The 13,456-nt window shown below is 52.5% G+C and carries 9 protein-coding genes and 2 pseudogenes; 3 read left to right on the top strand and 8 right to left on the bottom strand.

Annotated elements, in window-relative coordinates; all coding sequences use genetic code 11:
- Positions 1 to 45: 45 nt before the first annotated feature.
- The 3 genes and pseudogenes from katG to WC7_RS0124815 form a co-directional block, all read right to left on the bottom strand.
- Positions 46 to 2,226 (bottom strand): catalase/peroxidase HPI, encoded by a 2,181-nt coding sequence (gene katG / locus WC7_RS00955; RefSeq protein ID WP_016155274.1) that lies wholly within the window; start codon positions 2,224 to 2,226, stop codon positions 46 to 48.
- 168 nt (positions 2,227 to 2,394) lie between these two features.
- Positions 2,395 to 3,282 carry a methylenetetrahydrofolate reductase gene (gene metF, locus WC7_RS00960; RefSeq protein WP_016155273.1) on the bottom strand — a complete coding sequence of 296 codons (888 nt, stop codon included), beginning with the start codon at positions 3,280 to 3,282 and terminating at the stop codon, positions 2,395 to 2,397.
- A gap of 157 nt (positions 3,283 to 3,439) precedes the next feature.
- Positions 3,440 to 3,826, bottom strand: a pseudogene (locus WC7_RS0124815) (LysR family substrate-binding domain-containing protein); the annotation flags it as partial.
- On the opposite strand from WC7_RS0124815, the pseudogene WC7_RS0124810 reads away from it, so the two are divergent.
- Positions 3,820 to 4,053: pseudogene (locus WC7_RS0124810) on the top strand (carboxymuconolactone decarboxylase family protein); the annotation flags it as partial. The pseudogenes WC7_RS0124815 and WC7_RS0124810 overlap by 7 nt on opposite strands.
- A 37-nt stretch (positions 4,054 to 4,090) precedes the next feature.
- Here WC7_RS0124810 and WC7_RS00965 read toward each other — a convergent pair.
- The gene (locus WC7_RS00965) at positions 4,091 to 5,647 is read right to left on the bottom strand and encodes a bifunctional metallophosphatase/5'-nucleotidase (RefSeq protein WP_016155270.1); all 1,557 of its coding nucleotides are present in this window, start codon (positions 5,645 to 5,647) and stop codon (positions 4,091 to 4,093) included.
- A 133-nt stretch (positions 5,648 to 5,780) separates the two neighbouring features.
- Here WC7_RS00965 and WC7_RS00970 point away from each other — a divergent pair, with 133 nt between their 5' ends.
- On the top strand, positions 5,781 to 6,956 hold the full coding sequence (locus tag WC7_RS00970; protein ID WP_016155269.1) for a hypothetical protein: 1,176 nt from the start codon (positions 5,781 to 5,783) through the stop codon (positions 6,954 to 6,956).
- Here WC7_RS00970 and metL read toward each other — a convergent pair.
- Positions 6,931 to 9,363 carry a bifunctional aspartate kinase/homoserine dehydrogenase II gene (metL, locus tag WC7_RS00975; protein WP_016155268.1) on the bottom strand — a complete coding sequence of 811 codons (2,433 nt, stop codon included), beginning with the start codon at positions 9,361 to 9,363 and terminating at the stop codon, positions 6,931 to 6,933. The two genes, WC7_RS00970 and metL, sit on opposite strands and share 26 nt — an antisense overlap.
- A gap of 2 nt (positions 9,364 to 9,365) precedes the next feature.
- Entirely contained in the window at positions 9,366 to 10,526 is a 1,161-nt protein-coding gene (gene metB / locus WC7_RS00980) for a cystathionine gamma-synthase (RefSeq protein ID WP_016155267.1), read from the bottom strand.
- 265 nt (positions 10,527 to 10,791) lie between these two features.
- Here metB and metJ point away from each other — a divergent pair, with 265 nt between their 5' ends.
- Positions 10,792 to 11,109, top strand: a complete 318-nt coding sequence (gene metJ / locus WC7_RS00985) for a met regulon transcriptional regulator MetJ (protein ID WP_003825168.1) — start codon at positions 10,792 to 10,794, stop codon at positions 11,107 to 11,109.
- A gap of 53 nt (positions 11,110 to 11,162) precedes the next feature.
- On the opposite strand, the gene WC7_RS00990 is transcribed toward metJ, so the two are convergent.
- Positions 11,163 to 12,587 (bottom strand): MFS transporter, encoded by a 1,425-nt coding sequence (locus WC7_RS00990; RefSeq protein ID WP_016155266.1) that lies wholly within the window; start codon positions 12,585 to 12,587, stop codon positions 11,163 to 11,165.
- Positions 12,588 to 12,674: 87 nt separating this feature from the next.
- Positions 12,675 to 13,355 (bottom strand): oligogalacturonate-specific porin KdgM family protein, encoded by a 681-nt coding sequence (locus WC7_RS00995; RefSeq protein WP_016155265.1) that lies wholly within the window; start codon positions 13,353 to 13,355, stop codon positions 12,675 to 12,677.
- Positions 13,356 to 13,456 lie beyond the last annotated feature (101 nt).

The raw sequence follows: 13,456 nt of genomic DNA, 5'->3' as shown, positions 1-13,456 counted from the left end.
TTCATACTATGCCGGACCCGCACAAGCGATATCCGGCATGGTCTGTTACAGCAGATCGAAACGATCCAGGTTCATCACTTTCACCCATGCGGCAACGAAATCTCTCACGAACTTCTCGTGAGCATCGCTGCAGGCATAAACTTCAGCCACTGCGCGCAGTACAGAGTTAGAACCAAACACCAGATCGGCGCGAGTTGCGGTGTATTTTACTTCGCCGCTCGAACGGTCACGACCTTCAAACAGCTCTTGTGACTCATCAACCGCCTTCCACTCATGACGCATATCCAGCAGATTGACGAAGAAGTCAGTGCTGAGTACGCCAGGGCGATCGGTAAAGACGCCGTGCTGGCTACCATCAAAGTTGGTGCCCAGTACGCGCATACCGCCCACCAGCACGGTCATTTCCGGTGCGGTTAGCGTCAACTGCTGCGCTTTGTCGATCAGCAGCGACTCGGTGGTCGACACGTCAGGACGAGCGCGGTAGTTACGGAAACCATCGGCAATCGGCTCAAGCAGTTCAAACATCTCAATATCCGTTTGATCCTGACGCGCATCCACACGACCCGGCGCAAAAGGCACCTTGATGCTGACACCCGCAGCGCTAGCCGCCTGCTCGATACCGACAACACCGGCCAGCACGATAATATCGGCCAACGAGGCAGTATGAGCAGACTTATAAATACCTTCCAGCACAGGCAGAACGCGTGCCGCGGTGGCATTCACATCCCAGCCGCGTTGTGGGTCCAGCGCCAGACGCGCACCGTTAGCGCCGCCACGTTTATCCCCGCCACGGAAAGTCGATGCCGAAGCCCACGCTACCGATACCAGTTCGCCCACGGACAGTCCGGAAGCAGCGATGGTCGCCTTCAGCTTCAGGATATCTTCTTCGCTTGGGTTGAAGAACGCATGCGGCAGCGGGTCTTGCCAAATCAGATCTTCTTTTGGCACTTCCGGTCCAATGTAACGCGATTTTGGCCCCATATCGCGGTGCGTCAGTTTAAACCACGCACGGGCAAACGCTTCGTTGAACGCTTGCGGATCGTTCAGGAAACGGCGAGAGATCTTTTCAAACTCAGGATCGAAACGCAGCGTCAGGTCGGTAACCAGCATCGTCGGCTTGCGTTTTTTCGACGGATCAAACGGATCGGGAATAATTTCTGGCGCGTCAACCGCTTCAAACTGAATCGCGCCTGCCGGACTGCGAGTCTGCACCCACTCATATTTGAACAGGTTCTCGAAGAAATAGTTGCTCCATTGGGTAGGCGTCTGCGTCCACACCACTTCCAGACCGGAAGTAATTGCATCCGCGCCCGCGCCACTACCGTAGCTGCTGGCCCAACCCAGGCCCTGCGCTTCAATCGGTGCGGATTCTGGATCGGCGCCAACGTGCGATGCCGCTGCTGCGCCGTGGGTTTTGCCCAACGTATGACCGCCGCCAATCAGCGCCACGGTTTCTTCGTCGTTCATTCCCATGTTACCGAAGGTCGCGCGAATAGCCGCTGCCGCAGAAAGCGGTTCGCCGCTATGGTCCGGCCCTTCCGGGTTGACATAAATAAGGCCCATTTCGGTGGCGCCCAGCGGCGCTTTTGCCAGCTCTTCCGGGTGACGGTGAGTCAGCCAGGCTTTTTCATCACCCCAGTTTACGTCGAGATCCGGTTCCCAGACATCTTCACGACCGGCACCAAAGCCAAAGGTACGGAAACCTGAGTTTTCCAGCGCCACGTTACCCGCGAGGATAAACAGGTCGGCCCAGGAAATTTTCTGACCATATTTCTGCTTGATTGGCCACAGCAGACGACGTGCTTTATCAAGGCTGACGTTGTCCGGCCAGGAGTTCAGTGGTGCAAAACGCTGCTGTCCGCGACCCGCTCCACCGCGTCCATCGATAGAGCGATAGGTTCCCGCGCCGTGCCATGCCATGCGGATAAACAATCCGGCATAGGTTCCCCAGTCAGCGGGCCACCACGGTTGAGATTCGGACAGAAGGGCTCTGAGATCCCCTTTCAGGGCAGAATAGTCGAGTTTACTAAACTCTTTGCGGTAGTCGAAGTCCTCACCCAGCGGGTTCGAACGGTTGGAATGTTGGTTTAAAAGATCAACGCGGAGTTGATTTGGCCACCAGTCGCGGTTATTCGTTCCTGCTCCCGCGCTCTGATCGTGACCGCCTTGATGAAAAGGACACTTACCGGCAGTTGATGCGTTTTGGCTATCGTCGGACATGCTCATCTATATGCTCCCTTTACAGTGTTCTGACTACGATATACACCACCAGAGATAAGATATAGTCGAAATAACCCACAGATTCGATAGCTAATTCCTTTTATATTTTAAGTTACAGAGATGTAGATCAAAATGATCAACAAAAAGCCCTCCGTAGAGGGCTGGGGCATCTGTTTAGTTAGGTCTTACACCCAGTGTGTGACAAATAGCGTAGCTCATCTCGGCACGGTTGAGGGTATAGAAGTGAAAATCTTTCACCCCTTCGCGACTGAGAATTTTCACCATATCCATGGCGATATTCGCGCCCACCAGCTTGCGGGTTTCCGCGTCATCATCAAGACCATCAAACATGGTCGACATCCACGCAGGAATGCGGACGTTGGTCATGTCAGCAAATTTTTTCGCCTGCTTAAAGTTAGATACCGGCAGGATGCCCGGAATAATTTCCACATCGATTCCCGCAGACACGCAGCGATCGCGAAAGCGCAGATAGCTTTCTACATCGAAGAAAAACTGGGTGATCGCGCGGTTTGCACCGGCATCAACCTTACGCTTCAGGTTCAGCAAATCCGCCTGAGCGCTTTTCGCTTCCGGGTGCACTTCCGGGTAAGCCGCAACGGAGATATCGAAGTCTGCAACGTCTTTCAGCAGAGTCACCAGGTCGGAAGCATACATATCCGGTTTACCGCTTCCCGGCGGCAGGTCGCCGCGCAGGGCAACAATATGACGAATACCGTTATGCCAGTAGTCCTGAGCAATGGTACGCAGCTCATCGCGGGTCGCATCAATGCATGTCAGGTGCGGGACCGCTTCAAGACCTGTGCGATCCTTAATGCCTTTAATAATGCTGTGCGTACGGTCGCGCTCACCAGAGTTTGCACCGTAAGTGACTGATACAAACTTCGGCTTCAGGCTGCTCAGGCGATCGATGGAGTTCCACAGGGTTTGCTCCATTTCACTGGTGCGCGGCGGGAAAAACTCAAACGAAACGTTAATCTGACCCTGCACTTCTGCCAGGCTCTGATTCAGGGCTTCCCGCTGGTTGGCGTGAAAAAAGCTCATACCTTACCTCATCAATCTTTTGTCGTTATATGTTGTGTTGTGAACTGCTATACGTTTAGACGTCTAGATGTAAAAATGACGGAAAAGCATGCTGGCGTCAACACAAAAATCATCGTTAAAGGTGAGGAATACTCAGCCAACGTGAAAAAAATTCACATCAGCTTGAAATGGTGAGGGATTGCGTCACGACCGTCTGTAGCCACTCTACTTTTGTTACGTTCTCAGGCAGAGTCGCTAACCCCATGCTAAGCCGCAATTCTGTATCAGTAAGCGGAAGGAAGATCACGCCCTGACGCTGGATAGCGGAAAAGGAGGCCGGAACCAGGCTCAGACCGTCACCCTGCGCGATCCGTGCCAGCAGCACGTCATGTTCCATCGGCTCCTCAATAAGGGTAGGAGAGTAACCGGCACGACGAAAAATGTGTCGAGTGTAATCAAAAAAAGCAGGGTTACGTTCACGTTTGAACCAGAACAGCGGTCGGTGGTTCAGCGACGTTAACGACAGCGAAGGCAGAGCCGCCTCGGGCCAGAGCGTGGGTAAGGCCGGGGCTGGATTTACGCAGTAGAGAAATTGCCACCGTCGCCGCGCTCACCGCCATGGGTAACGCCGCACCGCAGCTTAAGGTACACATCGCCGCCGCGCTGCACGTTGGCTTAACGCAGGAAGAGATTATTGAAGTGATGATGCAGATGGCTGTTTATGCGGGATTCCCGGCAACACTCAACGGTTTGTTCGCTGCAAAAGAGGTGTTTGCCTCCCACAGAGGTTAAAACAAAGGCCAGCGGAATATCTGCTGGCCTGACCTCACTACGGTTTCACATCTTCCACACGCATGCCTTTGAGTTGCTCATCCGTCAGCGTATTTCCCGCTTTGAAATAATCAACGACCGCATTAGAGACATAGTAACCGCCGGATGTGTTACGCGCTTTACCTTCAGTAAATGTCGTGAAACCATCACCGCCGTCCGCCAGGAAGCTATTGGTGGCAATGTGATAAACCGTGGCATCCTCAATGGGTTTGCCGTTTAACGTCAATACGCTAACCCGCTGACCAACCGGTTTACTGCTGTCATACTTCATCTCCAGTCCTTTGGACACCTGCAATACACCGTTGCTTAAACCCGCGCCGTGCTCCATCAGGCTACGTAACTGCTTCCCGGTGAGATCCATGGTTGCCAGCTCATTCGGGAACGGGAAGGTGCTAATGACTGCGCCCATGGTGATGACTCCAGCAGGGATTTCATTCCGGATGCCGCCCGAGTTAGTGAGCGCTAACTGGGTATCTTTACCCGCCGCAACCAGCAACGCATCTGCCGCCAGATTTCCCAGCGAAGAAGATTCACCGTAAGCACGCGTCAGCTCAACCGGCGCGTTGGCAACCGTCTGCTGCACCACTTTATCGAGCTTTTTATTCCAGCCATCAATGACCTGTTTCGTCTGCGGGTCTGGCTGCCACTCATCAGCAAAAATGGTTTTCAGCTCGAAGTTCTTCACGGTAAATTGATGCGGTTTTTGCTGGTAATCCAGCACCAGTTTACCCACATCAATGCCGCCGCTGTCGGTAGACAGAATCAGGGTGTTACCTACTTTAATCGGCTCCGGCGTGCCCACATGCGCATGACCGGTGATCAGGATGTCCAGCCCCTGCACCTGGCCTGCGGTCTGGATGTCTTTATCCAGCGCACGGCGTACATCGGTGCCCCCCAGACTGGACTGACGCGCTGGCGTGCCTTCATGGATCAGCGCCACGGTGAGATCGACTTTGCCTTTCAGCTCATCAATATAGCGTTGCAACCACTTCACTTCATCCCGCGCCTCGATCCCGACATGTGTCGCAGCGGAAACCGTATCATCAAAAGCAAACACGCCGTGCAGGCCAATCACGCCAATCTTCACGCCATCTTTTTCAATAATGGTGTAAGGCTTATCCCAGAACATTTTGCTGCTGTTCTGGTAAAAGATGTTGCCCTGCACGATCGGAAACTTTGCCTGGCTCAGCTGCAGCAGCGTATTGTCCCAACCGTGATCGAATTCATGATTACCCATGGTGACAGCGTCAAAATTCATGGTGTTCATGATATCGATAATCGCCTTCCCCTTGGTCAGGCTGCTGATATATGGCCCGGTAAAATAGTCGCCAGCATCCAAAAACCAGGTGGCGCTATTTTTCGCTTTCTCCTGCTTCACCATCGCCGAGATATTGGCCCAACCGCCAATATCTCGTGTGCCATTGGCAATCCATGGCACTTTATAAGGTTCGACATGGGCATGGAGATCGTTGGTATAAATAATCGTGACATCTTTGGCACTTGCCCAGAGCGGCAAAGATACCAGAACACCGACAGCAAGCATTTTTAGCTTCATAACCAATCCCTTTCAGTCATATAAAGATTCGCTACGTTACGTTCTGAAAGGTTTTTTTATGTGAGAAAACTCACATCCATCGGTGATAGTTGCAGGCCAAAATCAACGACCATTAAAAATCGTTGGTAACAGGATGACGTCACTGTTCACTATCAATTGTTGCAAATCCTTTGGCTGCAAAAATCTGGGGCTGGCGAGTTCAGCTGATTACAGCTGGCCAGAATATCGGCTGGGTTATGCCGCACTGCATTGTCGGGCATGCGGCAGCCTTCCACCGCTGTTTGATGAGGAACAGTTCCGTTGCTGGTTGTCGGCATATTTAGCGGATTTTGCCGCTAATCGTGGTCAGTTTTGCCCATGTTGCTACCAGCGAGAAATCATTCGCTATGGGCATAATCCCCAGGGTAGCCAGCGCGTCCAGTGCCGAAACTGCAAAAAAGTGTGGACACCAAAGCAGGCGCCTCCCACCAGCATCGTTTTGCCAGAACAAATAGCGACGATTCCCTTGCTCGTCCCTTTTCAGGGCGTTAGTGCAGGCCAGCAACTCTATGTATTACTCTCTTTTGACGCTATTCGCGGCAATGTTCTGCATATTTCCAGCAACTTTACGCCGCACACTGCCGGCATATCATTGCTTTACCGCTGGCGTGGCAGTGCTGAGCCAACAGTCATTCACGACGATATCATTGAGCGAGTGAGTCAGCGGGAAACCCAGTTTTTACGCCGCAGCCAGTTTGATGAAATCCAGTACGGCAGCGCCATACTTAAACGGAACGCCAGCGGCGCGATTTTACGCCCGGTCATTACTGCCCATGGGCATTTCCGCCTGCTGAGCCATCTATGGCCAGAGGTAAAAACCCATATTATTGCCCACGAATGCTTCCTGCGCGGCGCAGCGATTACCGCATGGGCGGAACAGTTTCGCCATCATCGCGCCTCGCTGTGGTTTATTGATGAAGAAATGAATAGCGATCAGCGCACGCTGCCCTGGCAATTGCTGGGTAAAACGTATCAGGGATGGTGGCGAAATCAGTGGCAAATCTGGCAACGAGGCGATATGCGTAAAATGGTGTGTTTGTTAACGCAGGGGCGGGTTGAAGAAAGCGCGTCAATAACCCTGGCGGCAAGCCATCGTTTTCTCGCCTGGTTGCGGCAACAGACGGAATTTGAGCAAAGTACCCGTTACTCTGCCCATTCGGTGTTTCAGGCGATAAGATCGCTGGCAGATAAATACAACGCCCTCATTGAGGGCGATGTTTACACATGTTATCCGGCAACAAAAACTACAGCAGTTGCGCCAGGCGGTTGATATCAGACTGAATCGCCCCGGCGGTCACGTCGCGGCCCGCCCCCGGTCCACGAATGACCAGCGGGTTATCACGATACCAACGGCTTTCAATGGCGAACACGTTATCGCACGGCAGCAGCGCCGCCAGCGGGTGCTCAGGGCGTACCGCTTCAACGCCAACGCGTGCCTTACCGTTAGCGTCAAAACGCGCCACATAGCGTAGCACCAGTCCCATTTCACGTGCCGCTTCCAGGCGTTGCACCATCTGCTCGTTCAGCTCATCGCCATTTTCAAAGAAATGGTCAATAGAACCTGCTTCACAGTGTGCAGGCACCAGCGATTCTACGCGTACCTGGTCCGGTTCGATGTCGTAACCCGCTTCACGCGCCAGAATCACCAGCTTGCGCATCACATCTTTGCCGGAAAGATCCACGCGCGGATCAGGTTCAGTCAGACCCTGCTGCCACGCCTGATCCACCAGATCGGTGAACGGGACCGTGCCATCAAATTGCAGGAACAACCACGACAACGTGCCGGAGAAGATCCCACTGATCGACAGAATAGTATCTCCGCTATCAATCAGATCGCGCACGGTATGGTTGATCGGCAAGCCTGCGCCGACGGTGGCGTTATACAGCCAGTGACGACCGGTTTTTTCAAAGGCGTCATGAATCTGGCGGTAATTATTACTGCTACTCGCCCCCGCCAGCTTGTTGGCGCTGATAACATGGAAGCCATGACTGGCGAAATCCAGATACTGCTCCGCCAACTGCTCGCTGGCAGTGACGTCCAGCACCACTAAATCATCATACGGGTGGGCACGCATCCACAGGAACAATGACTCTTCATCCTGTTCTACCGCCTCGTCATCGAAGAAGGCCAACGCGCGGCTGGCATCCAGCCCTTCGTAATTCAACAGGCTACGGCGACTATCAACCACTCCTGCCAGCACGAACTCTAATCCGGTACGCGCCGAGAGCGTGCTCTGCTCGCGGGCAAACAGCTCCAGCCAGCGCGACCCAATGTTACCTTTGCCGAACAGCACCAGACCAATGCGTTTTTCCGCGCGGAAGATTGACTGGTGCAGACCCTGAATCAGGCTCTCCGTTGGCCCGGTACGCAAGACGGCGACCAGGCTAATGCCCTCTTCCGACTGCCAGGTGAATTCGACCGGCTGACCTTTCAGCTGTTGCCAAAAGCGATGGCAGTGCAGCGGGTTACGGGTGACGCCCGCCCCAACCATCGCCACCAGCGCCAGCCCCTGGCGCAGACGCAGTTCGCCCGGCAGGCCAGCTTCATCCAGAATTTTCAATGCGCCATCAGCGACTTCGGAGGTATAGCAAAATTGCAGCAACTGGCGGTCAGGATGCACACCCACTGCCAGCGGACGCACCTGGGTGCGTTTTAAAATCTGATCAATCTCTTTATAGGCCAGTTTAAAGTCCTGGCCAGTGGGAACCTGAAACTCAATCAGGCAAACGTCGTCATGGCTGGTCACAATACGTGCCCCGGTACCGGAAGCCAGCACGCGTTCAATACGCGTCGATCCCTGCTCCGGCGTATAGCTACAACGCAACTGGAGATCGATATCGCTGCCGGAAACCGGCTGGAGGGTGCGGGCATGCAGAACCGGAGCCGCCAGACGCGCCAGCTCGCTGGCTTCATCCAGACGCAGCAGCGGCAGCAGACAGGCATCTTTTACTTTACGCGGATCCGCGCTGTAAACCCCGGCGACATCGCTCCAGATGGTTACGCGGGAAACCCCCGCCAACGCGCCAACCTGCGTCGCCGAGTAGTCGGAGCCGTTACGCCCCAGCAGTACCGTCTCACCGGCGTTGCTACGGCTAATGAAACCGGTAACGACCAGGCGTTTGCCCGGATGCTGCGCCAGCAGTTGCTGCAGCAATGGGTAAGAAAGACCTTCATCCACCTGCGGCTGAGCGCCGCGCTCGGCACGTAAAAAATCGCGCGCATCCAGCCAGGCTGACTCCAGCCCCTGTTGGTTAAGGACGGCAGACATCAAACGCGCCGACCACACCTCGCCATGCCCGACGACTTCAGCATAGACGGCATCATTCACGCCGCTGTCGAGTAACCCGGCCAGGCGCTCCAGATCGTGAATAAACGCGCCGATCAGCCCATCCGCCACCTCAGGAGGCAACAAACCGCTGATAAGCTCACTCTGATAGCGACGTAACGCCTGTTGAACCTGATGCGCAGACAGACGATCGGTCTGGCTTAATTTTAGCCAGCTAATCAACTGGTTAGTGGTACTGCCTGCGGCTGAAACAACCATCATGTCATCAGGCTGCGAGTACTCCGCCATAATGCCTGCGACACGCAGATAACATTTCACATCAGCCAGACTACTACCACCAAATTTGTGCAGTTGACGACCCTTCGTCCCTGCCTGCGCAATCACACTCATGTTTACCCCTTGTTTGCAGCCCGGAAGCCATTTTCCAGGTCGGCAATTAAATCTTCGCCATCTTCAATACCGGTGGAGATACGCAACAGCGTTTCCGAAATTCCGGCAGCAGCACGCGCTTCTGGCGCCATTCCCGCGTGTGTCATGGTTGCGGCATGGGAGATCAGACTTTCAACGCCCCCTAACGATTCCGCCAGCGTAAACAATGACAACCCGCCGAGGAAGCGACGCAGCGTTTGCTCATCGCCATCCAGCTCAAAACTCAACATCGCGCCAAACCCTTTTTGCTGACGCGCGGCAATCTCATGACCCTGATTATCCGGCAATGACGGGTGATACAATTTTTTCACCAGCGGCTGAGTTTGCAGATAATCCACAATCGCCTGAGCATTACGTTGCGCCACCTCCATACGAGGTGACAGAGTACGCAGGCCGCGCAACAGCAGATAACTATCAAACGCGCCGCCGGTCACACCAATATTATTCGCCCACCATGCCAGTTCAGTGACCATTTCCGGATCTTTTGCTATCACCACACCAGCCACTACGTCGGAGTGACCGTTTAAATATTTCGTGCATGAATGCAACACCAGATCGGCGCCTAATGCCAGTGGATTTTGCAGTGCCGGGCTTAAAAAAGTGTTGTCCACCACGCTGACCGCACCAGCCTCGCGCGCCAGCTGGCAGATTTTCGCGATATCCACCACGCGCAGCAGCGGGTTGCTTGGGCTTTCTACCAGCACCAGCTTCGGTTTTTCCGCCAGTGCCGCCTGCAACGCCTGCTCATCTCCTTGATCGACAAACAGTACGCGATAACAGCCACGCTTTGCCAGGCTGTCAAACAGACGATAACTCCCGCCGTAGCAGTCGTGCGGTGCGACCAGCAGATCGCCAGGCTTGAGGAATACCGTAGTCACCAGATGAATCGCCGACATGCCGGTATTGGTCAGTACTGCCCCCGCCCCACCTTCCAGTTCCGCCAGCGCACGCTGAACGACATCACGCGTTGGGTTACCGCGGCGCGAATAGTCATGGGCGCGAGGCTCATTAAAACCGGTAAAGTTATAGGTGCTGGAGAGGTGGATCGGCGGGACAACGCAACCGTACTGTTCGTCGTCATTTAACCCGCTACGCACTGCGATGGTGGCCTGTTTACGCGTCATATCGAGGAGATCCTGGCTGAGTCGGTGAAAAGTCAGACACCAGAGTAATCATAGTTACGATAGCCGTCAATACATCTGGACATCTAAACTTCTTTGCGTATAGATTGAGCAAACCGGAAATAGCCGTTAAAATTATATGCATTAGCGTACATCTGCGTCGGCTTACTTCGTGTCAGGGCCACGCCACTACGATAAACTACGCGCAATTATGGTCCGGGCTCAGGTTCTGGCCTCAATATTAATGACAAAGAGGATTAGGTATCTCATGGCTGAATGGAGCGGCGAATATATCAGCCCATACGCTGAGCACGGTAAGAAGAGTGAGCAAGTCAAAAAAATTACGGTTTCCATTCCTCTGAAGGTGTTAAAAATCCTTACCGATGAACGCACGCGTCGTCAGGTTAACAACCTGCGTCACGCCACCAACAGCGAACTGCTGTGTGAAGCGTTTCTGCATGCTTTTACCGGGCAACCATTACCCAACGATGACGACCTGCGTAAAGAGCGCAGCGATGAAATCCCGGAAGAAGCAAAGGTAATTATGCGTGAACTGGGTATCAACCCGGAAACGTGGGAATACTGATTTTTCAAGACAGATGAGAAAAGGCGGGATTACTCCCGCCGCTTCTCACTACGTTACTTACTGATACCATTAATCTTATTCAATGTTTCTTCCATTTTGAGCGTCTCTTTACGGTTCAATGGATAGAAATAAATCAGAATGACCGCTGCCAAGAACAGGCATAAAGCCGGTAACAGATTTGCCATCGTATAGATGTTTTCCTGCACAATGCTGGTTTGCACAGCGCCGCCCGTTGACGAAGATTGATAACCAATGATGGCCAGCATAAAGCCGCCAATAGCCCCTGCGCACGCCTGGCCAACCTTGCGGGCGAAGAAGTTCACGCCATAGACGGTCCCATCTTCACGATCGCCGGTGACATACTGGTGATAATCACACACATCGGTCATAAACGCCCAAATCATCAGGTTGAATAACCCGGCACCCAGCGTCGCCAGGAACAGGAAAACCAAATAAACCTTCGCGTCGGTAATGTGAGTGAAGTACATAATCACATACATGGCTACCGCAAAGAGCAGCGCGCCTACGCTGGCTTCTTTCTTACCAAAGCGCTTCGTGAGCCAGGATGCCGAGGGTGCCAGCAAAACCAGAGAGCCAAAGGTGAATAGCAATGCAACGGACATGGCCTCTTTGTTATGGAAATAGTCATTAAACAGGTAAGTCATGTTGGTACCAGACAACCCCTGATTAATCACAATCAGCAGATCCACAACCACTAAAACAATCAGCGCTTTATTGCGTATCAGCCCCTTCAGCAGCACAGAAACCGGCATGCTCTCTTTTCTTTCCACCCGCACGCGTTCCGTCGTTAACTGACAGGTCAACGTTAAAAAGATAAACCCCAGCACAGAACAACCAATGGCAATCCAGAAGAAATGCTGTCCAGAGATCACCTGGCTTCCGTCCACCAGAGTGGTGTACATCAGGATCGGAATAAAAAAGCCGGTTGTCCCGCCGCCGATGGCGGACCCAACGCTGCGCCAGGTTGACAGCGATACGCGATCTTCCGGATTCGAGCTAATCGCCGCAGACATGGCGCCATACGGAATACTCACTGTCGATAACAGCGAACCGTAAATAAAATAGGAACAGCAGATGTAGATAATTTTCGCCGTATAAGAAAAATCATGCACAAACGGCAGGAACAGAACGACCGCAATGATGCAAAACGGGTACTTCATGCGGCGCACCCAGGGGTTAAATCGCCCATGTACCGTCAGTTTAGAGGTATCACATAAGCGCCCTACGCCAACGTCGACAAACGCATCAAAGAGTTTGGTCACAAAATAGAGTGAACCAACAATAACACCGGAAATACCGAGTACGTTGGTGTAATAAATCATTAAAAAACTATTTACCAGCCCAAGAATAAAACAGGTTCCGAGGTCACCACATAAATAACCGAATTTATCTCTTAATCCGAAAGGCCTGACAGCAATATTTTGATTGCTTCCGATCATTGTTCCATCATTAGACATGATGTTAACTCCTTAGACACATTATTCACGCAAACTATGCGTATACCGATGCTCAGCGTAATAAATCGATACGAAGTGTATTAACGGTCAGAAGTTATAACCGAGACCAACGCGATAGCGGGTCTGACGATCGTCTGTGGTTGTGGTGTTATACCCCGAGGAAACGTTACCCACCTCAACAAATGGAACCCATGAGCCTATTTTATACGCCACACGGAAGTTATATTCGTAATCGTCTTTTCGGTTGTTATATAAATCTTCGCTATCGGCAATTTTATAAATACCGTTCAGCTCAAACATCCAGTCATTGATGTTATAACCGAGCCATGCTTCCGGACGATAGACCATGCGGTCATCCTTGCCGTCAGTGTTTCTGCGCATGTACTCCTGACGATAGCGGAACGCGGTCCACCAATTGTCATTGATGTTATACTGCACGCGGATATAAGGCTTATAAATCGCGATGTTATCGCCCGTTTCGATCGCAATACCCGGCTGCCAGACAAGGTCCTTCCAGGTGAACTGGTAGCTCGCCGTATACTCGTTGCCATTACTTTCCATATTATTCCACGCATCATTAGATTGCGTATTTTCGGAACGTGAAATGGCCTCGACTGCGACACCAAAACCAGTCGCAAAACGATGCGACATATAAACACGGTCGTAATTACGACCATCATCATAATATTCATGTCGATAATCAACATAACCCGCTTGCGCGGCCGCAGAGAATAATGAAATCAGTAATAACGCGGATTTAAATTTCATGACCATCCCTCTTCACACTAAATCTAGGAAATTGCCCATCTCGCTCCGTCCATAAATGAAGAAACGATGAAGGAATAAGAATAATTTTATATTTCCACGAA

The organism is Citrobacter sp. KTE151, assembly GCF_000398845.1.
In the GTDB taxonomy this organism is placed as follows: domain Bacteria; phylum Pseudomonadota; class Gammaproteobacteria; order Enterobacterales; family Enterobacteriaceae; genus Citrobacter; species Citrobacter braakii.
The sequence above is the reverse complement of the archived record's forward strand: the minus strand, read 5'-3'. Positions and strand labels throughout refer to the sequence as shown.

Bases quoted from the DNA above. Each gene is read 5' to 3' on its own strand.
- katG (WP_016155274.1), bottom strand. From the start codon at position 2,226: ATGAGCATGTCCGACGATAGCCAAAACGCATCAACTGCCGGTAAGTGT.
- metJ (WP_003825168.1), top strand. From the start codon at position 10,792: ATGGCTGAATGGAGCGGCGAATATATCAGCCCATACGCTGAGCACGGT.
- WC7_RS00990 (WP_016155266.1), bottom strand. From the start codon at position 12,587: ATGTCTAATGATGGAACAATGATCGGAAGCAATCAAAATATTGCTGTC.
- WC7_RS00970 (WP_016155269.1), top strand. From the start codon at position 5,781: ATGACGTCACTGTTCACTATCAATTGTTGCAAATCCTTTGGCTGCAAA.
- WC7_RS00965 (WP_016155270.1), bottom strand. From the start codon at position 5,647: ATGAAGCTAAAAATGCTTGCTGTCGGTGTTCTGGTATCTTTGCCGCTC.
- metF (WP_016155273.1), bottom strand. From the start codon at position 3,282: ATGAGCTTTTTTCACGCCAACCAGCGGGAAGCCCTGAATCAGAGCCTG.
- metL (WP_016155268.1), bottom strand. From the start codon at position 9,363: ATGAGTGTGATTGCGCAGGCAGGGACGAAGGGTCGTCAACTGCACAAA.
- WC7_RS00995 (WP_016155265.1), bottom strand. From the start codon at position 13,355: ATGAAATTTAAATCCGCGTTATTACTGATTTCATTATTCTCTGCGGCC.
- metB (WP_016155267.1), bottom strand. From the start codon at position 10,526: ATGACGCGTAAACAGGCCACCATCGCAGTGCGTAGCGGGTTAAATGAC.